We start from the raw sequence: 19,562 nt of genomic DNA on the forward strand, positions 1-19,562 counted from the left end.
ACAGTGATGTCAAAATCGACAAAACACGTACCATTAAGAACTTTATAAACTACAGTCCCAGCCCTTACCCAGTCCAAATTAATGACTGCATCTCCAGAATAGGAATCAACAATGCCATTATTTGTAATCTTGGTATTGAGCACGGCAACAAAAGTGAAGAAAAATAAAATTGTTTACCCGTCTTTCCTCTTTCTCTAAGTAGGTCTCTTTTATTTGGTGTTGGATATAAAATAAAAGGAAGCATCATTTAGATGCCACCTCTTACTCTACTGTACTAGTTTGTAGTGGATTTTAAGCCCTTGGTGCCAATTGTATGGTACTATATTTTCTTTTTGCAATCTCCCTAGTATAATACAGGGGGCAACACCAACCTGCTCCGCAAAATTACATATTGCTTGGGCACTCATATCTCCTTGAGAAACAAATTTTTGATATTGTTTCATCGGAATCAATGTGTCGCGTGCAAATTCATCCGCTAATACTTCTTGCTCTTCACTTGTTTCGCAAGAATCATAAATATGTCCCTCTATAATGTGATATAATTCGTGAAAAAGGCTAAACCAGAACTTATCAGCATCTTTTCCTCTAACAGTAAGCCCTAGGACAATATGGTTTCCATCAACAAATGAAGCGCCGTGTAAAAAAGATCCGCTAATATGTGGAAGAAAAATTATTATGATTCCACATTCAGCTAAAATACGATGCAATTCCCTGCAAAATACATGTGGCTCTCTAATTGTTAACATCCTAATTTCAGGAATGCACTCTTTAAGGTGTTTTATATTTATAGGAGAAACAGCAATGTCTCGCGCTTCAATTCTTGCTCTTTGTGCCCAAGCTGCTAATGCATAATCGCTGGTTTCGTTTTCTCCCATTTTTCTGTATGCAATCCCCGGTACTCTCAAGGTGTCTAAGATTTCGAGTCGCGCCACTCCAAAATAGGTTCTAAGATTTTTAACTTTTTCCTCCATTTTTCTCGTAGACGGAACCCATCCTAGTGTTGCGAGCTTTGCATAAGGAAATTTTTGTGCAATTTCCCTATCCCGTTCAAATTCAAGTTCCTCATTAACTCGCGCCAATCTTTCACGATATACCGACTCAAGATTAGTCCAAAATTTAGCCGGGATTCCCAGAACCGACTCAAGGCGCAAAGACACTTCTGGCGTCAATTCAACTTTTCCATTAATCAAATGGCTCATATGCTTTTCCGACATTCCCATTCTTAATGCAAATTCTTTCTGGCTCATTCCTCGATTTTCCAATTGTTCGCGGATAGTTTCACCAGGTGGCACGGCAATTACATGTTCACTATGCAACATATCAGTGTCCTCCTTTCCTCAATTAGACCAACTAATGATAATCCTCTATCGAGATTATGTTGACTAACTCCAATTTATTTTCGTTCTGCTCAAAAACCAATCTGTAAGGCTGTACTAAATCCATTGCATATTGCCCCAAGCGATTTCCTTTTAACGGGTGGCATCGCCCAATCGAAAGCCGGACCAGCATTTCAACTGAGTCAGCAGCCTGAAGTTCCATGATTCGTTGGTTAATTCTAATAGCCATGTTCTCTCCAAAGCGTTTCTTTGCGACAGAATAATCATTACAAACCTGTTCCAGTTTATTATTCTTGTATGAGATATCCAGCCCTCATCACCTCCAGTTTATTCTTTGAGCGATTTAATTATACTATTTAGTTAATGGTAAGTCAACTTAATTATTTACCTTTAAGGTAAATTTATATGTGTTTTCTCGTAAACAAAGCCAGCAAAAAATTGCTGTTCTCTCCTCTTTTACCTAAAAACGGAGAAAAATTCCGCTACCACCCTACAGAGTCTCAATTTCATTATAAATGGCGTGGAAAGCAATGAATTAACGCGCATATGATGCATTTATAACACTATTTTGCACTCATCAGAATAGTATGAAAAAATATCAGTACCATTCCAATTTTAAAAAGGACCTACCACTCAAACATGTACCGTCGTTTTATCATGTCGTACTCATCCGCAATCTGCAGTGCACCCCTGGCATCCGTAATCATGCACTTGCCCTCATTACTGCCTATTACTGGGCAGAGTAAAAATGCCTCGCCGGCTGGGTCCACCTGGTAGCCGGTCAGCATATAACCCTCGCTGTCAAATAAGTACCATCCCCATGTCCTCCGCTCCATCTCCTGGAGCCAGTACCAGCCGTTAGCCGCATAGTTTCCGTCTGCAAACTGGTACCACCAGCGCTGCCCGTCTGCCGCCGGCTGGAATCCCTGGGTGTATGTCACCGGGACCGGTGTGTAGTCGATGTCGCAGAGCTTAAGGGCTTTCTGCCAGGGAGTGGCCGTCACGCGGCTCTTGATGGTTCCGTAGTTGATGCCCTTGGCCTCGATGCAATATCCATCACCTATGTACACCCCGATATGGCCCGGCTTCCAGAGCGCCCAGCCGGTCATTGACTCATTCAGGTGGTCGATACCTGCCCGCTCCACGGCTGTGTCATGGTAGTTGTAGCTGCCCCGGATGCGCCCGGTGTACCAGCTGATGAGGCCGCTGCAGTCCGTGCAACGCTGGCCTATGTACTTAGCCGCCTTGGCCTTATAAGTTGATGTGTATGTGCTTGGGTTCTCCCGGGCAAGCCTGTCCAGGATGGCCTGCGTCAGTATCTCGCCCTTGGCGCCGTAGACGTAAGGGGTGCCCAGCTTGTCCTTGCAGTGCTGTATTAATCCTTCAGCTGTTTTACTCATAGTATTTTTCCTCCAATTTAAAAAGACCCCAGGAATACCCTAGGGCCATTGTTGTACCGGTGCAACTTACTCCTCTTCGTCGTCTACTCCATTATTATTACTGTCACTTGGACCTCCCACACCGCTCTGGTGTTTACCTGGATGCGGTGTGTCTGTCGGTCCATCATACAGGTATGGAGTAGGCTGCTTTTCCTGCAAGTCCGGCCCCTCTGCCAGATATCCTCCATTCCCCGGAATACGTGCTGCATGTTTTCCTGTTAATTTTGCCATAATATGTACCTCTCTTTCCTTTTTTGGGGTTAATAAGTTTACCGCCATTACCCTGGCGGTCGGGAGATATACGGACCACCTCCTTTTATGTCCTGCTGCCTCCCTGATAATCTGTATTGTCAATCTTATCCTTCAATACCGCGATATATTTACGCAGCCATTCCGGCACATTGGCACCCATACGACCGGCATTCTCAATGATGGACAGCAACTCGTTGAGTAAGTACCAGACCGCCACCAGGAGCCCGAAGAAGGCCTTGACGGATATCTGCATCCCAAGCTCTGCCGACACAAAAACAATCACATAATCAACCACCATAGCCGCGGCAATTACGCACAGGTATCCCACCTTTTTAATGATACCCTTAGCCCCTTTTCTGGAGCTCCATCCATAGCTGGCATCACCCGGATGGTCTATGGCCTCATTTTTACTGGCCAGCATCCCGGTTATGTAATCTAACACCATCGTACCCATTAGGATGCACAGCACCGGATAAAGGATTCCTAGCTTCGCACTTAAAAAGGCACCAGCTGCTGCCAGCGCCCCCTGTACTGTAATTACATATTCTCTTTTCATTTTCATTAACCTCACCTTTCTATAATATTTTATAACACGGCCGCTCCTCGCCCCACCACCAATACCGTAACCAGTCATCCAGTACTATCCCAGCCAGGCTTACCGGCAGCCACAGCAGGAAGAACTGCGGACATATCTGCCCCAGGATATTACCCGGCTTATTACTGTAATCCCATACGCCCCAGCCCAACCACAAATTAACTACACATCCAGTCAAAAACTCCAGCACTGTAATAATACCGGCGCCAATCACAACCTGCTGCCATAAGGGCATATCCCATGGCAGGACCTCATTAATCAGTCCCAGGCCAATAAAACACAGGCCACCCAACGCAAACATGGTCCAGTGGCTCCTGCCGCGCCACGCAACCTCCATGAGTATGTATAGCAGTCCTCCCATGCTCCACAAGGTGACATACTTATAAACTCGCCGGCGTGCCATTATCCACCCCCATCTCAGCTGCTATCTGGATAAGATATGCCTTGAGCACCTCCGATTGATATTGTTCCGGAATATCTGCACCATAGAATATCTCTGCCACCTCTTCCTTGGCCTCGCAGGCATCAATCCATACCTTGAGACTGATGCAGTACGTCTGATGGTAGCTGACGTGCCACATGGCCGCTTGGATGATGGACTGCATGTCTGCGTTGCTGTAGTACTTACAGTTGGTTGTAGGAGTGGTGTCGGTATGGTATTCGATGCTCTCCAATCCTGCGTTGACCTGTATCTGCTTGCCAAATAGGTTGAGCTGGTCGCGCTCCTTTAGATCAAAATGCTCCACTGTTCCATCCGCCAATGTTACATTAACCCCTGATACAATCATGGCCTCACAGGCCGCATTTACCTCGGCCTTTTTGTTGTCTTGAACCTCTGCCAGTGTCGGCACATATGGTTCTGGTGGTACCGCTGGCTCCGGAGGGACTGGAGGTGTGTAAACACTTCCGTCGTTGGATAACCATACCCTATTTCCTCCCTGCTTCCACACTGTCTCATAGCCGTGCAGGGTGGTGGCCTCTGTACCATCATCTGTATAGATTGTAATGTCGCCCCATATGGCCGGGATTGCGCCGGAAAAGACGATTTCCAGGACGTTTGCAGATTCTGGCCGGATGCTGCTGATTTCATACCGTCGTTCTTCCTTTCCAATTCTGATTTTTTCCATGGATTCACTCCTTTTTTTGAATTATAAAAAGGCCCTTGCGGGGCCCGGTTTACGAGTTGCTTGTTGTGCTCAATACCAAGAATGATAATTATGGTAAGATACTCTGGACGGGAAGCAGCTTTTTTACCACCCCAGAGGATGTCCCGGATTGTAGCAATTACAGAGTATTGATATTCCATAATAGCATCGGCGCCCATTCGGTATGGCGTGATTCAATCTTGACTTTCACGTATTTGGCTAATAGCGCCCTTTACATAGATACCTTCTCAGTAATCCGGAATGGCAATACGATCCGGCTTACGAATAATACAAGATACTGTGCTGGCACAATCTCAACATCTGACATTCCGATAACTAAAATTATTGGGATTATCTAATCGCTATCAGTACGCCAGCAAGGCTTATATTTGCTGCACCAGATGCCAGGTTGCATCCATTAACATATATCTGTTTGGATGCGTCCTGCCATACGCAGGTGCTTATATTAACCTTGGTGCAATTGTCTCCAGGCGCGTCTGTTAGAACAGGAAAGACCCATATAGCATCCGTAGTATCTATGTCGATTGGAATATAGGCAAAAAAGTCGGCACCGGCAGCAATGGGGATGCTGCTTTTTATAAAAGACACCACAGCCACCTTGGAACCTATCTTGGTATTGAGCACAGTATAAAGGTCCATCAGTACCTTTAGCTGTGCGGCCGAACCCGGCAGATCCGGCCGGTCTGTCACGCAGTTATTGACAATCTGTCCTGAATATAAGACCAACTTAAATCCGGCCACCACATTGCGCATAAATTTTACAAGTGGCATCTTTGTGACAAAGCTGGCCAGTAGGCTTGTTTTATCAGTTATGCCCTCCGCGGTTCCAGAGGCGTCAAACTCAGGGGTTTCAACATCTTCCACTCTTGTTTTCAAATTATCAAATTCTGATTTTTTTACTAATGCTCCTGGCGATACAATTGCCGTTACGCTTGTTACTGAACCAACCAAAACGTTGAATGTGATTTCCGCAAACTTACTGATTGCATCCGTGGATGCATATATGTACTGTGGATCCTGCGTAAGGTCCAGGTACGCATAAAGGATTTCTCCATCATCTGGGTCTGTGGCAAATACCCCGGCCTCCGTAATTGCAAATCCCGTTGATACGCCAACGGAGCTGATTTGTGTAACGATATAAGCCACGTCTGGCTGTTCGGTACTCACGCCGCAGGATTCTATCGTTGCGTCCATCTTATATTCGTTAAGACCTGTCATATTCTGGGCATCATATCCGGACGGTACCCTTCCAGTCCCCACGGCCACACGGCTAAAGGATAACGTGGCCTGCGCTGCCATCAATTTTGTTATCAGTGCAAGACCCTTGTTTGTTAGTACTGTTCCTGCCATTTAAATTCCTCCTATCGGCTGGCGGGATAGGATGCCGTCACACATAGCAATGTCCCGACCCCTATCTTCAGTTTTACTTGTTTTTCTGTCTTTTTATTAATCGCTGTTGGTGGAATATTCATGAATGTGGCCAGACAAGCCGAGGCGCCAACATAGACAGTTGTCTTATGTGCGCTGTAAGTACGATAGAATATTCTAATTCCAATCCCTCCGGATTTAATCCGGTTCATCAACTCAGCGATAATTCCGGCCACATTTTTATGCTCTTCGTCCAGCTCATCCTCATTGATGTATATATATACTTTAGCTGGGTATACCTCCTCACATTTGACATCCTCTGCTTTTATTCCAAATAGACTTGCTGCCGATAAAATAAGGGTATCCAAGTTACCTGATGCAAGCATAGCAAGAATCTTGACCCTAATCATGATTCTAAATATTTCATCTGTCGCCGTTCCTCGAGCCACGCCGTAATTGTTTCCAAAACTATCCAGTACGGCTCCCTGCATTTTATCAATATTATCCCACAGTCGAACTTTTTCCGTTTGCTCTTGCAGAATATCGAATCCCCATCCTGCAAGATAAAACAGTTTTCCTATATTTGTCTCTGGTGGTTCCGACTTCTCAAGTTTTTGTATATCTGTCCTTATGTATGCACTGGTAAGCATGTCTAACATGCGCGTGGCAAAGCTCATCCCATCAACCTCATTTCATTGTTATGCTGATTGCTGTGCTATCCGTTATTGCCTTTTCTCTGTAACCGATTGCTATATTTTCTTTTGCATAAGAGGTCATACTCGTGCCAATCTGCAGCTCAAAGTCCTCCACACCTGGAATCGCAGTAAGGATACCCGGTATCTTGATGTATATGACATCCATTCCTGTTTCGAGCCCCCCGACCGTTGTTCCGCCTATGTAGTCAATTAATGCTTGTCTGACCTTGTCCTCGCCCGGAAATCCCTCACCTGTCTGAAGTTCTGTCACCTTCACATATATTTTTTTCGTCGTCGGCCGTGAAAAACGGACTTCCAGCTGCTGACCGGAAGCCGTAAGTACATTGACCGCCTTATTTCCAACAGTCTGTATTCCTCCTGCCTTTCTGGAGTAAATTGCTTTCGCAATCTCCTCGTCCAGTCCTCCATATACCACGGCCTCCAGACTATGTGGTGGCAAGTTATACGTGGTGTCGCTCTCGTCTGTATCATTCTCGTATACGTAGGCACTCGATACGCCCTCAACATCATTCATTAACGCTGCTCTGACTGCGTCCGCATTGACGCCTCCTGCATAATCCACAGACTTATTATAACGTGCCCGGAACTCAGCGTCTGTTTCCTTTATACGTCCGCCGGATATCTCAGCCTTGTTTGTGATTGATTCAACCCCGTTTACCGATGAAGGATTTACGATTACCTTCACGGTTCCAGCAGCTGTATTGTATTCCGGCCCCGTCTCCACCGCACGTATCAGTGCAAGCCCTGTTCCTGATTCCGACAGAGTGATGGCATCCACAACCGTGTATTGCAGCCCCCCATTTGTCGCAACCAGGAATCCTGCCGGTATAGTGGATCCAGATGTTCCAGTCACTGTAATATATCCTGAAGCCTTCCCCTCTGTCAGCATGTGCATTCCAATGTTCTTTCCTAAATTGTATAAGCTGTTCCCTACAGATGTTTCCACAAATCGGCTGTTATAGACATCCTCCAGACATGCGAAAAGAATATTCCATACCCATGCCAGAATTCTTAAGAATAGACCCAGTGGTGACCGTACTGTAAGAATTATTCCATCTCCATACAGCTCCCTTGCCTTATATTCCAATGCATTTAATAGCACAGTGTAGGTTGGTCGGTAAAATCCTTTTTCCGTGAGGCCCCACTCATCATCCACCTGTATTCACCTCCATACTTATTGTTTTTCCATCGCTTAACCGTCCTGACCAAGTTACTGTCATTTTCCTACCCTCTCCCTGTGTCACGCCAAGGCTCTCCACTGTGGTTATCTGTTCCTCCTGAAATATTGCCTCGCGTAGAACTTCGTCCGTGGTCTCTTCGTCCACTACTGTCCCGAGTATTTGCTCGTAATCTGTCCCATGACTGGGCACCAACTCAAAGTCTCCTTTCCAGGCTCCCAAGGTCAGTGCTACTCCCTGTGCAATAGCAGCGTCATCCTCCAGAACTTCAAGCATTCCTTCGTCTGTAAAAGATAAGTCCTTTGTTTCCGGGTCAATCTTCCATGCTGTTTTAGACATATCATCACCCTTTCCGGATTACTCCAACAAAAACCGCATCATCCCCCGAATGAATTCTATCAGTGTTTGGCTTGCTATCCGCTCCCGTCTGGATGGAGTTATCACTATCCATGTCCAGATAAGCTACCACTCCAATGTCCCCTTTTTTGATTTGAACATTCACGTCCGCCGTTTTTCCATCCACTTTTATTTCAAGCGGTATATAAGCTACCTTGACGGCTAGAATTGGCGGAGGCGAAACGTAGGCCCCAGCCATCTCCCTTTGCACCAGGGGTTTTACGGTAACGGTCATTCTTACCGCATCAAAGTCTTCCACCCTGACAATGTCGTGGCATCGAATTCGCTGCATAATTTTTTTCTCATTCGCAAGCAAATTGTAAAGTTCATTGGTTTTTCGTGCCATGGTATCCTCCTATCCTGCAACCTTGAATTCAATTTCTGTTATCCACGTACCGGTTGGTGAACCTTTGTGCGTCCCTGACACAATCATAAATTTGCCGTTTAAATCACGGGATTGAATTTGAATTACGTCCCCGGGTCCCATACGGTAATTCAGAAGGCATTGACGTTTCCATGTCTTCTCTTCAAATGCCTTTTTCTCTTTCGAAACCTCCTTTGTTTCTGGAGCTTCTATCATAGTGACATCCGAATCCTCGGACCGGAACAGTAATCCTGCATCTGGCGTAAGTAGGTATCCCTTATTTACCCCATCTGCTGGATTATTGATAATAACCTGATTTGAACGTATAAGAAATCTTGATTTACATTCGTTTATCACAATTTCTGTTAGTATATCTTTGAGCTTTCCAGAGCACACTCGTCCACGCGGATAAAGTGTATTCTTGACTAATTGGAAGGCCCCAACCTCCAGTCCAAAAATATTGAGCAGGTCTCGTACAATGTCCTCTGCCCGACTTCCTTCAGTATAGGTCTTATTGATTACAGAATTGAGCCACTGGTCCAAGGCCGCAGTGGCAGTAATCTTCGTCTGCCACTCTACTCCATTCTGTCGGTGATTGCAGCTCGTCACCTGACCAACAAACAGAGCGCCCATGTCGTCCTCATATCCCGCATTAAGTATCACGACCTGGTTCTTTTGGATTCCTGCACGGGATGTCGCATTCAAATTGTTTACTGTAAATGAAGCAGTTGTTAGCTGCTCCGAATCATGGAAGGGAACCTCGAATTCGAAGTAAAATCCGTCATTCATACTGTATTTAAGCGGCCCTATCTGAAGGGAAGCGGAACGAATAAAAAATGCCATCAGTCCGTCCTCCTCTCATGCAGGTACAGCTTCACCTCATTTCCAAAATTGTCGTATGTTACCTCATTAACCTCTCCAGTCAGACAATATGGTACAATGACCGGAATCGGGTACCTTGCGTCTTCGATGGAGTTAAACATAGGTCTTCCATATCTTACAGGGTCCCCATAACACAACACCTCTCCCGTCGCCATTAAGGCCAAGTCTATCGTGAAGAAACTTCCCGGGTCATTATATTTAATTGTCATGAAATATGTGCGGTCATCAAGTTTGACAGAAAACGTATACGGTACCATTGATGCATCCACAGGTATATATTCAACTTCTGACGTCAACCCCATTGTCTGTAGTTCATTGGTCATCCCAGTCACTCTCTTTTCTTTTATACTCCGTTAAAGCTCGTAGTCTTTCGTTGATTTGGTCCTGCACTGCTTTTTCCATTGTAGGAATTTACATAGGATGCGTATGAGCTTTGACTAATCTGTTCGCTTACCTTTGTTTTAAGCCCGGCTGCCTTGATGGCCTCTGCCTGGCCGGTACCCTTGCTTTTTTCTCCCTTGTCCTGCTGACTCATAAGGAGTGCCTGTCCTAATTCTACATACTGTCCTGATACGATATTCGCTTTCTGTAATGTCGCAGTAAATGCAAACCCTTTCTTATTTGACGGAAGGTTCTTCATTTGCAGATTGATAATGATATAATCCGTCACGCGGAACTTTCCGACGTAAGTTACTAAATCCCGGCTCCTCCACATGTAATCCAGTTGGGATTTGTAGGATCCACAGTTTCTTACTACCACTCCTGCAATCTGGAACTGTTCCGGATTGAGGCTTACATGGTCCTCAATGGTGCTTCCTCCTTCAATGGCATTGGAGGTCATCTTGCTACTCTTCGTCATGGTCTCCTGGGTGATAGTGCCTGTAGCCGGCTGGAACTTTACAGTCCCGGTCTTTCTTCCTGTGATTCTATATGCCATCTGATACCTCCTTACGCATTTCCTTGTTGGATTGCCAGGTTCGCGAAATGTTCTTCCTGCATTTCCTGATATAGTTCCTTGACTGTCTGTTTGAGGTCCTCCATCATTCCAGGCGTTCCCTCGTTACTGCCACCAAGAATCTCTATCCTGATAGTCGGATTAAAATTCACATCGTTTTTTATACTCTGCTGTCTCCCGCCTGCGATTATCTGTTCGCTCTTGTCCGCTGGAACGATGGTTGATCCAGATGGCAGATAGGCAATTTCTCCTCCGCGTTCATTGATGTGCGTCCATCCTCCCTGGAAGTAATTATCTCCATCCGCATTATGTGGAATATTTGCCCCGGCTGAGGCCGCCGCCTTTGAGCCGCCACCAAACAGACCAGCAATCTTTTCCAGCAGGCTTGCTAATCCATTTGCTGCCCATTCCATAATTTTTGCCAGAAATCCTACCACGTTCGAGAGGACCCCTGAAATTCCACTCAGAACAGGGGAGATGGCTGATAATATAGGTGGTATAATCTTCAGTCCCGCAGATAATGCCGGCAGGATTGCATTTGCAATACTCTCAATATGTGGCATAAGCGGTGCGATTACATTGTCGCTCAAGGATTTAAGTATGTTAACCAATGGCGGCACCACTGTGGTTGCAATGCTTCCAATAATCCTAGAAACCGGCGGGAGCACAGTTTGAGCCAATGTACTAAATGTCTGAATAAGTGGTGTCACGGCAGCCATGAGCGGCGGCAGTGCAGTGGTTGCCATATCGAGCAGAACTCCTCCTATGGGTGCGGCAGCCGACATCAGTTCACCAAATGTCGATATCAGTCCCGGCAGTGCGCCTGTTGCCAAATCCATGATGACCGGCACTCCTGCTGCAAATCCATTGCTAAGCATATCTATCATGCCCAGTAAGGCTGGTTCAATCTGTGGCCATGATGCCATGATTGTATTTGTAAGTTCTGTAAACACAGGCGCAAACTTTGATGCAGCTCCAGAAAGGAAGTCACTCCAGATGCCCTTCAAGCTCTTGATGTTGTTCGCATATCCTTCCTGTTTTTTAGTCGCTGCCTGCTGGATTTCCGTACTATTTTGCAATAATGCATTCATTCTTACTTGTGCCATTGCAGCTTCATCCAATGCGTCAATATTCTTTCCCAGTCCCATCTCCATGGCAGACTGTTTCAAGGCCGCATCATCAATCTGCATCCCAAACTCAGCCATCGCTTCCGTATTGCCTTTTAGATAGTCCTGTACGACTGATAGGGCTTCTGCATCATCCAGCGAAAAGGCTGTTCCAAAATCATAGGCCAGTGATGTGGTGATTTTAGATAGGTCCTCTGCCGCTGTCCCGGTAATTCCCATCTCCTGGTACATGGCCTTATTCGAAACAAGGAAGCCTTGCACTTCAGTGTTGCTCCGGTGGATGGCATCTGAAAAATTATCGGCCCACTCCTGCACACCTGAATCTGCCGAGAACATAGCTCCAAATTTTGCTCCTGTCTGCTCCGAAGCAATTCCTGCATCCTTGATGGCAGATCCTAGCTGTTTTGCCGCCTCGATACCCGCCTTCACAATTTCAATGGCTGCAGAAATAGCAAAAAATGATTTTACAGCCCCTCCTACGGCATCTTTGATTCTTGTCCCGGCTGATTCTCCGTCATTTCCCATGTGCTTTAAGTCATCACCTGTTTCATCGGATTTATCCCCGGTATCCTTAATTTTCTTCCCTGCCTTTTCCAGGGCATCCACCAGCTTATTTTTGATTGTTTGGATTGGATTCTTAAGGGCCGTCTCCAGCTCTTCCAACCCGTCTCTGGCCTTATTGGCAAACTGTTCTGCCTGTTTTCCTGCAAATCCATATGCTCCCTGGAATCCTGCCTTTACGGCCTTTCCAAGAGAATTGGTTTCTTTTAAGGCTTTTGCAGCAGAACGAGCAGCAGCAGAACCGAATCCATCCGCCTCTGCCCCCATACTTCGATAAGTATTCGAAGCGTCTTCTCCTGCCTCTGATGTTTTATTGATTTCTTTTCTGAATTCATCCGCTGCATCGCTGGCATTATTCAGGTCCTTCCTCGCCTCGGTTGCACTTTTCGATGCTGCGCTCCCCATGTTCTCAAGCGCCCTTCTAGCGCCTTTGGCCGAACTCTCTACCTTATCCCCTGAATCTGACAATTTATCCATAGAGGTGGCTACCTTTGATGTTTCCTGTCTGGCATCCTGCATCCCGTGGGCCAATGTCCCGGCACTCTCGGCGGCCTCACTTCCGAATTTTTCTGCTTTATCCTCTGCTTTTTGGAATCCTTCTTTAATTTCATCTATGGATTCCATTATTTTGGTCAACTGTCCAATGGTATCCGTAGCTGAAACTCGAATTCCCATGGTCAGGTTCCGCTTGTCCTCCAAGTTTCATCCCTCCTAAAAGAAAAGAGCAATCGCGACATTGGTCACTGATTGCTCTTTAAGCTCTCATTATAGTTGATATAGGCTTCCCTGGCTTCATAATACTCCGACAAGCACATATTACACCATTCTGTATATGCGATTTTCCCTGTGCTAAAAACAAGCGACCAAAACTCCTGGTTGCGTATCGCCCGAATCTGTGCCTTCCCGATATCCTTTTCATCCTCTAAGAAAGGATTCAATTTCAGTCATAAGCTTCTCCGGAGTGGATATATCCTCTGCCTCTTCAAAGTATGATATCCCCTGGGTGCTCACTTCCTTCGGTGAAATCACGATATTCTTAATCAGGCCATCTATGTAATTTACCGTTTTCCTCTTCCCTCCAGTCATTCCACATTCATCATTGTGATTGAAATACCATGTGGGCGAAACGCTCTGCAATGTATACTCTGTTCCGTTTACTGTTACCTTTTTCTGCTTTGCCATATATTTTCTATAGCTCCTTTCTGTTAGTCCCTTTGGACGCTGTGGCCATTCCATCGACATTGTTACTGCCTGATTTTAAGATTAGGCACATAGATATTGACTGTCACCGTGCTTGTATTCTTTCCTCTAACTACATCCGGTTCTTTTAAGATGCGACACTCTGAACCGCTAACGTTGGCAGGTGCGTCGTCGTTGGCATCTGAAATTGTTAGAGCAAATCGTTTCCGGTTTGATGCCAGGTTCCTGAGCTTTTGCAATGATGAGGATGTCTGCTGCAGTGTAACTGCGACCGTCCCGCTTTCATTGGCATTCTCTTCATATACCACATCACCCTGTACTCCCACATTCGGCGTAACAGCATCTTCACTTTTGGATACCGTGATAATACCATCACTGGCAAATCCCGTCAGGGTTGTTCCATCCACATTAACATTCACTTTTTTGGGATCATAACTTGTTACCATTCTTCTTACCTCCCGTTTATGTAAGCGATACTTTCAGAGTACCTTTGACTTTAACTCCATGCACGGCCCCTCCGAGCTGGGCCTCCCACGAAATGTCCGGCATCTGCCTGGAAGCTGCCTGCTGGTCCGTTGCCTCAGACCGTTTAGGTACGGACACGTTATAGATGCCCGCTCCGGATTCTGGGTTCTCTGCTATAATTGCATATCCAGTTGCCTCTTCTAATGTCTCAAATACACCTGCTGATACCGTAGTGAAACCAGCATCTGTATAAGGGATGTTGGGATTTCCCATGAAGATATCATAGAGTTTTTCCCTCATCCTTTTCGCAATCCAATCAGCTCCAAGCACTGCGTCAATCCATTCCCCATCCATGCAGATGCCATTTTTGATGTAATTCTTTTTATATTCACTGGTTACGAAATTCACGTGGTTTGTTTCCAGGGCTGTGACTTCTGAAGTGGTCAGCGTTGGGACCGAAATTCCTGCCGGCATCTTGAATTTCCATGTAACTGATTGCGGATACCAAGGACCAACAGCCCCCAGCCATGCTGCATCCGCATGTTCATTCGTATCCTTGGTATATACTATCACAGTCCGGGCAGTACTGACTGCATACTCCTTATTGTTCGTCTGAGCAATGTATAACTTCCTGTGGTCCTCCACCCCCGATGACAGTTCCGCTTCTGTCGGCTCACTTCCCGCTGCGAAATTTCCCAAAGCCTCCAGGTAGGTATCATCCGTTTGGTCAGTCAGGAAAATATACCAGTCATCGTTCTCCTCCTGATATGCCTTAATCGCTTCCACCAATGCACTGGCTGTTTCCGGTTGCGCAACTCCTACAATAGTTACCTTCCTGATTAATTTTTCCGGCGCAGGTATGGCATTTCCCTGGTTAAATAAGGCTGCTGCCTTTTTATACACAATACTGGAATCTGTCCAATCCTTCTTGATTTCCTCTAAATCTGTATAGGTTTTTCCCGCTTTCTCACCTGCTGTAGAAATCAAGAGAATATCAAGGGTGTCCATGGACTGTGGCACATCCTCAAGTGTCACCACAACTACTACATCTTTGCTCAATGTGTGTCTCCTTTCTGCTCAATGGTTGCTGCATTCCGTATGGTGGCAATCATCCGGTTGTCCTCTCTGATATATCGGATGGTCACGTCAAACCCATACCTTCTGACCGCCTCATCCACTTCCAGAACGCTCCGCTCCTGTACGTTTCCTGTGTTCACAATGGTAATTCCGTTCCCGGACGTATATTCGTATCCTGCGTGCAGGAACCATCCAAGAGCCTGATTCGCCAGTTCCATGGCTTCATCTTCTCCCAGTATAAAACCGGACGGTGTTCTACGGTTTGCACTGCAGGCTGTAAAGGACCATGTACATGTGGGTTGTTCTCTCCGTATCTCTTCCCCGTCTCCGCCCTGCCGATATTCCCCTAATGTATTTTCCGGTATATAAGGGGCTGTAACGGAATAAATGATGAACGGATAATCCTGCTCTGGCTCCACTTGACTTGCCAGAACAACCGGCACCTTTAGGTAATTGCTTAATCCATTTGTGACCATGTTCCTAATATATTTGAATTTCATTTTTTAGCTGCCTTTCCTTTCCGTTCCACCAAGTAGCGTTTGAGCGGGTGCAGAGAATTGTATCCCAGTTCCTGGGTGACCGTATATCGCATTCCGCCAAAATCTTCCACCTGCGCCCCGACTTTGAGGGTATGTCCATTGGTATATATTTTTTCGGAATACTGCGTAAACACCCCGGCAATGTCCCGCACCAAGTCCTTGTTGCTAACCGGTAAAAGTACGCCTTTGAACGGAATACGTTCATCTTCTCCTGGAACCCATTGGCCGCCATCTTCCTGGCTAAATACAGCACCAGACTTAATTTCATACATTTCATGCATAAGTCCCTCCGGTATCATCGGCTGGGCGCTTCCAAAACAATAACTATTCACTCTATGTTCCTCCTTCTATGCTGTAAGTAATTGAATTACGGAGACGCCCTGTTTCGATAAGGGGATTATCCGGCCAGTTAGATACCGCTTTTGTAATGCTGCTCTTCTTTTTAAAATTAAACGGCTGATTCATGTACATTTGGATGATGCCTACCACACCCATTCCAATGTTATTTGCCGCTTTCTCCGCATCCCATCCGCTAAATATAATATTCTGTATGGCAGCTGTTGTTATATCCTCAATCGTCCTTCTGTTGTTGTCATATCCGGCACGGATGAAGCTACGCTCCGGAATGGAAGTGGATTCCATCAGGATAAATAAGAATTCAATATCGTCTGTTTTTTTCGGAATCTGTTTTTTGGATGGACCATGCTTATTGGGTTTGCTGTCTGTTGGACTGCTTTTCTTTTTTGGGGATGTTCCCTTTCGCTTCTTACTGATACATCCAAACAGATAACCATTCCTGGAACGCAGAAAGAATAGTCCGGGAAAATCCAGTGGGCTTTTCCCGATTGCTTTTTTAGCAATCGGGATAGCCAGGTTCTTTACATTTTTAGCCTTGATGGTCGCGCCAAATTCATTGACATTTGCAATGGTCAGAATATCTGCCGGCGCCCCTTCCCTTTCCATTCCCGACTCATCGCGTCCGGGTTGCCCTTGAATCCCGATATGGATGGACATTTCTTCCAGTCTCTTAAGCTCCCGGATAATCCGTTCCATCTCCGGGGATATCTCGTCTTTCGCTTCCGTTATGCCCACCTCCGGTACTGTTCAATTACATTCTGTACTTGTGTGTTTAGTTCTTTATCAAAGGTCCAGCTTACATCTGAGATGGTAAATGCAGACAAACCGTTTGCACCATTGTGTGACAGATTCCATTGTTGCTGAACCATTTGCCATACGGCATATTGTAAGTCGAATGGCAGGTCAGATGCACTATGATCCGCCCCATCTTTCGGAAGTATGTAACCAGCTGTATAAGTCACTTTCAGGTAACGTTTGGGGGCCACCCTATCATTTGCCAGCCCACCTAAAAATGTCCGGTCCGCCCACCCCCCATCCCTGTACAACACTCCGATTTCCCCAGTATCAGAAAAAGAGTAAGACTCTGATGGAATGATCTGTCCACTCTCCACGTCTATGACTGATTTTACATCCACAATCGGGTATTGATTTAAACACAATTCCTGCCATCCACTTCCATGGTGTCCTTCAACATATTCCTTGCGTCCAAATCTGCGGTCTGTCATCCTCTCAATATAACCGGATGCTGCATTTATAAGGCGCTCCAGGTTATTCTTAACGGAGTCTGGTATCCCTATATCCTTCGGGTCCATTCCCATAAATTCCATTAAATCTTCGAGTGTGGTCATGGCATTATCTGCCAGGAGCTTCCTTCTTTCCTCCAATCTCATCACCTCTCTTATGAGCGGAATCCTTTACCCGATCCTTGTTGCTCCCCGGGCTCTTATTCATCTTATTTTCCCTGCCATCTTTTTTCATCGTTTCTCCTTATACAGGACTGTCTATGGGGTCTCCCAGAACCAGCGCATACGCCGCAGATGCCGCACTTGGGCTGGTCCCTCCTGTAAAAGTAATAGTTGGTGTCACCTTGATATACCTTTTGCACCCCAGCAGATCCATATTTATCTGAAGCACAGCCTCTGACTCCACAGTTGCCACGCTCAAGATTCCTTCCTGACTTGCATGTTCCGGGTTGATCATGGTATCCTCCACATTCGTGAATGTACCATCAGCTGTATCGCTATGCTCAACTTTTACAGACAGTTTTGTCTCTGTAGGGGAACCAGTTATTTCCCCAATATCGGCGGCAACGACAGCCGAAAGAAATCCCTTTCGGTCAACTGCAATACCAGTCGCCCCAACCCTCACCACCACATTGTCAAATAATTCTCTCTTCATCGTCTACTCCTCCTTACATTACCTTAATATTTTTACAGTATATGAAACTCTCAGCATGACGTACACCAATATCGTCATACATCAGAGCTCTGGTGGCCGCCAGGTTTTCCTCGAATGCATTGTGCTGCACACCATCCTCATCAGTCCATGTACCATCCAAAGTAGTGTATGTCTCCAGACCCATCTGGTCGCCAATAAGCAGGTCAGACCAATTTCCAAAGAACAAGTCAGTCTTTCCGTTGTCGGTCGGAATCTGGTTGGATACCTTATATGGGAATCCGCACAGCTTCCCGGTTGCCATTTCCTCGCGGTAAATATAGGTTCCCATCTGGGTTTTCATGTTCAAAAAGATTCCTTCTAACATACTGTTCATAGCCCATCCGGCATGGATGTCGTCAATGTTCTTCGACATTGCTTTAGACCTTACGTAAATAGGTAAATCTGGTGTGATTTTACCATTAGTGTCTGCCAGGTCATCATTGCCTATCTTGGTGGCATCAATATTCTCGACTTCTTTATTATTCGCAATACCAAGGGGCTGGAACTCGGCTCCCGCACCGTACAGACCGCCATAGTCAAGGCCCAACTGCATTCTGCGTGTTAAATCATTTGCGAACATAGAGTCTGCCGAGAAGGTGGAGAGCATAAGCAGTTCCCTTGACTGAGGAATAATTGCCTCCAACCTCTTTGCAGATAATTTGATGTTTCCAAATTTAGTCTGGCTGGTTTTAATCTTTCGCTGCTCTCCTCCCCACTGGGCACGGGCTCCTGCGGTCATCTTGGGCAGATTCAGATTTCCAGTGGTAAGTGGCACAGTCTGAGCTCCCAATTCAACAATCACAGTCTTGGGATAAAGCAGTTCAATAACCTGGTCAGAGTAGACTTCTGGTATAAGATACCCTCCGTCTGTAGGGTTAGTAGCTGACAATGCCTTAAACTCTCTTTCCATTTCCGTGTCATCATATTTCTTTCTGGCATAGTAAGCAGCTCTTTCCGGATCCTGACGTCCATACACATCCAGACACTTTACTGCCCGCGCAAAGGTAATTAACGGCGGTACTTCTTCCTTTTTTTTCTGCATTCCTCCTCCATTTCCTCCTTTTAAAAAAATGTCACTATACTTTCTCTGCACAGCCTTCTTCTGTTTTCCTCTGCTTCCATATGACTTAGTCTGGCGCTGTCTGAAATAGGCCTCTTTTCTTCCTTTCCCTTCCTCATCTGCCGTGTCATCTGACATAACCTCTGCCACTGCATCCAGGATTTCATCTACCACATCATCACCTATCTCATCCGCTTTTGCAGATTTGCGTTTCTCGTTTACAGCCTCGCAGGCAGCTTTAATGACCTCCTCCAGGTCAGTTGCTTCATCATCCGATTTACCATCCTCTGCCGCTCCAGCTTCTTCCAGAATGGCGCCGACCAACTCCTCTGTATCATCCGGATTTAATTCATCAGATTTTGCAGACTTGCGTTTCGCATTCACGGCCTCAATGGCTGCATCCAGGATTTCCCCTAAGTCTCCACCAGATTCTTCTGGGTCGTCTTCGGAACCATCCTCTGCCTTCTGTTCATCCAGAGCCTCCTTTACTGCTGCCTTTACCATTTCCTGCAGGTCGTCTGCTCCCATTTTCATAGACTTTCTTGCTCTTGCCGTCTTTCGGCTCATTTTATATCTTGACATTACATGCC

The 19,562-nt window shown here is 46.0% G+C and carries 25 protein-coding genes; all 25 read right to left on the minus strand.

The window, feature by feature from the left end; genetic code table 11:
• Nucleotides 1-266: 266 nt before the first annotated feature.
• On the minus strand, nt 267-1,319 hold the full coding sequence (locus tag CGC65_RS24295) for a helix-turn-helix domain-containing protein (RefSeq protein WP_002578694.1): 1,053 nt from the start codon (nt 1,317-1,319) through the stop codon (nt 267-269).
• Between the two features lie 644 nt (nt 1,320-1,963).
• Nucleotides 1,964-2,737, minus strand: a complete 774-nt coding sequence (locus tag CGC65_RS24305) for a hypothetical protein (protein WP_002578692.1) — start codon at nt 2,735-2,737, stop codon at nt 1,964-1,966.
• A 66-nt stretch (nt 2,738-2,803) separates the two neighbouring features.
• A complete protein-coding gene (locus CGC65_RS24310; protein ID WP_002578691.1) occupies nt 2,804-3,007 on the minus strand; it encodes a hypothetical protein in 204 nt (67 codons plus the stop codon).
• A gap of 85 nt (nt 3,008-3,092) precedes the next feature.
• On the minus strand, nt 3,093-3,590 hold the full coding sequence (locus CGC65_RS24315) for a phage holin family protein (protein ID WP_007037967.1): 498 nt from the start codon (nt 3,588-3,590) through the stop codon (nt 3,093-3,095).
• 13 nt (nt 3,591-3,603) lie between these two features.
• A complete protein-coding gene (locus CGC65_RS24320) occupies nt 3,604-4,026 on the minus strand; it encodes a putative ABC transporter permease (RefSeq protein ID WP_038283127.1) in 423 nt (140 codons plus the stop codon).
• Entirely contained in the window at nt 4,004-4,750 is a 747-nt protein-coding gene (locus tag CGC65_RS24325) for a DUF4376 domain-containing protein (RefSeq protein ID WP_002578688.1), read from the minus strand. Before CGC65_RS24325 ends, CGC65_RS24320 begins: the two co-directional genes overlap by 23 nt.
• A 369-nt stretch (nt 4,751-5,119) precedes the next feature.
• The gene (locus CGC65_RS24330) at nt 5,120-6,139 is read right to left on the minus strand and encodes a phage tail-collar fiber domain-containing protein (RefSeq protein WP_007037969.1); all 1,020 of its coding nucleotides are present in this window, start codon (nt 6,137-6,139) and stop codon (nt 5,120-5,122) included.
• A gap of 11 nt (nt 6,140-6,150) precedes the next feature.
• Complete coding sequence (locus tag CGC65_RS24335) at nt 6,151-6,834, minus strand: hypothetical protein (protein WP_002578686.1); 684 nt, start codon at nt 6,832-6,834, stop codon at nt 6,151-6,153.
• A 10-nt stretch (nt 6,835-6,844) separates the two neighbouring features.
• Nucleotides 6,845-8,029, minus strand: coding sequence for a baseplate J/gp47 family protein (locus CGC65_RS24340; RefSeq protein WP_002578685.1), 1,185 nt, complete (start codon nt 8,027-8,029; stop codon nt 6,845-6,847).
• Nucleotides 8,022-8,390, minus strand: a complete 369-nt coding sequence (locus CGC65_RS24345) for a contractile injection system sheath initiator (RefSeq protein WP_002578684.1) — start codon at nt 8,388-8,390, stop codon at nt 8,022-8,024. Before CGC65_RS24345 ends, CGC65_RS24340 begins: the two co-directional genes overlap by 8 nt.
• Before the next feature lie 4 nt (nt 8,391-8,394).
• Entirely contained in the window at nt 8,395-8,793 is a 399-nt protein-coding gene (locus CGC65_RS24350) for a Gp138 family membrane-puncturing spike protein (RefSeq protein WP_002578683.1), read from the minus strand.
• 9 nt (nt 8,794-8,802) lie between these two features.
• Nucleotides 8,803-9,654, minus strand: coding sequence for a phage protein (locus tag CGC65_RS24355; protein ID WP_002578682.1), 852 nt, complete (start codon nt 9,652-9,654; stop codon nt 8,803-8,805).
• Nucleotides 9,654-10,016 (minus strand): phage baseplate plug family protein, encoded by a 363-nt coding sequence (locus tag CGC65_RS24360; RefSeq protein WP_002578681.1) that lies wholly within the window; start codon nt 10,014-10,016, stop codon nt 9,654-9,656. The genes CGC65_RS24355 and CGC65_RS24360 overlap by 1 nt, the downstream gene beginning before the upstream one ends.
• A gap of 20 nt (nt 10,017-10,036) precedes the next feature.
• On the minus strand, nt 10,037-10,630 hold the full coding sequence (locus CGC65_RS24365) for a phage baseplate protein (protein WP_002578680.1): 594 nt from the start codon (nt 10,628-10,630) through the stop codon (nt 10,037-10,039).
• 11 nt (nt 10,631-10,641) lie between these two features.
• Nucleotides 10,642-12,960, minus strand: coding sequence for a phage tail protein (locus tag CGC65_RS24370; RefSeq protein WP_146111404.1), 2,319 nt, complete (start codon nt 12,958-12,960; stop codon nt 10,642-10,644).
• A 291-nt stretch (nt 12,961-13,251) separates the two neighbouring features.
• On the minus strand, nt 13,252-13,518 hold the full coding sequence (locus tag CGC65_RS24380; protein ID WP_002578678.1) for a hypothetical protein: 267 nt from the start codon (nt 13,516-13,518) through the stop codon (nt 13,252-13,254).
• A gap of 62 nt (nt 13,519-13,580) precedes the next feature.
• Nucleotides 13,581-13,982: a phage structural protein gene (locus CGC65_RS24385; protein ID WP_002578677.1), complete on the minus strand. Its 402-nt coding sequence runs from the start codon at nt 13,980-13,982 to the stop codon at nt 13,581-13,583.
• A 16-nt stretch (nt 13,983-13,998) separates the two neighbouring features.
• Entirely contained in the window at nt 13,999-15,060 is a 1,062-nt protein-coding gene (locus CGC65_RS24390; RefSeq protein WP_002578676.1) for a DUF3383 family protein, read from the minus strand.
• Nucleotides 15,057-15,578, minus strand: coding sequence for a phage neck terminator protein (locus CGC65_RS24395; RefSeq protein WP_002578675.1), 522 nt, complete (start codon nt 15,576-15,578; stop codon nt 15,057-15,059). Before CGC65_RS24395 ends, CGC65_RS24390 begins: the two co-directional genes overlap by 4 nt.
• Entirely contained in the window at nt 15,575-15,898 is a 324-nt protein-coding gene (locus tag CGC65_RS24400) for a hypothetical protein (protein ID WP_235622271.1), read from the minus strand. Before CGC65_RS24400 ends, CGC65_RS24395 begins: the two co-directional genes overlap by 4 nt.
• Nucleotides 15,899-15,950: 52 nt before the next feature.
• Nucleotides 15,951-16,670 carry a hypothetical protein gene (locus CGC65_RS24405; RefSeq protein WP_002578673.1) on the minus strand — a complete coding sequence of 240 codons (720 nt, stop codon included), beginning with the start codon at nt 16,668-16,670 and terminating at the stop codon, nt 15,951-15,953.
• A 29-nt stretch (nt 16,671-16,699) separates the two neighbouring features.
• Nucleotides 16,700-17,365, minus strand: a complete 666-nt coding sequence (locus CGC65_RS24410; RefSeq protein WP_002578672.1) for a hypothetical protein — start codon at nt 17,363-17,365, stop codon at nt 16,700-16,702.
• Nucleotides 17,328-17,453, minus strand: a complete 126-nt coding sequence (locus CGC65_RS32140) for a hypothetical protein (RefSeq protein WP_002578671.1) — start codon at nt 17,451-17,453, stop codon at nt 17,328-17,330. The genes CGC65_RS24410 and CGC65_RS32140 overlap by 38 nt, the downstream gene beginning before the upstream one ends.
• Nucleotides 17,454-17,462: 9 nt before the next feature.
• Nucleotides 17,463-17,873 carry a hypothetical protein gene (locus tag CGC65_RS24415; RefSeq protein ID WP_002578670.1) on the minus strand — a complete coding sequence of 137 codons (411 nt, stop codon included), beginning with the start codon at nt 17,871-17,873 and terminating at the stop codon, nt 17,463-17,465.
• A gap of 13 nt (nt 17,874-17,886) precedes the next feature.
• Entirely contained in the window at nt 17,887-19,554 is a 1,668-nt protein-coding gene (locus CGC65_RS24420) for a phage major capsid protein (RefSeq protein ID WP_002578669.1), read from the minus strand.
• Nucleotides 19,555-19,562 lie beyond the last annotated feature (8 nt).

Origin of the sequence: Enterocloster bolteae (assembly GCF_002234575.2) — a bacterium.
In the GTDB taxonomy this organism is placed as follows: Bacteria; Bacillota; Clostridia; order Lachnospirales; family Lachnospiraceae; genus Enterocloster; species Enterocloster bolteae.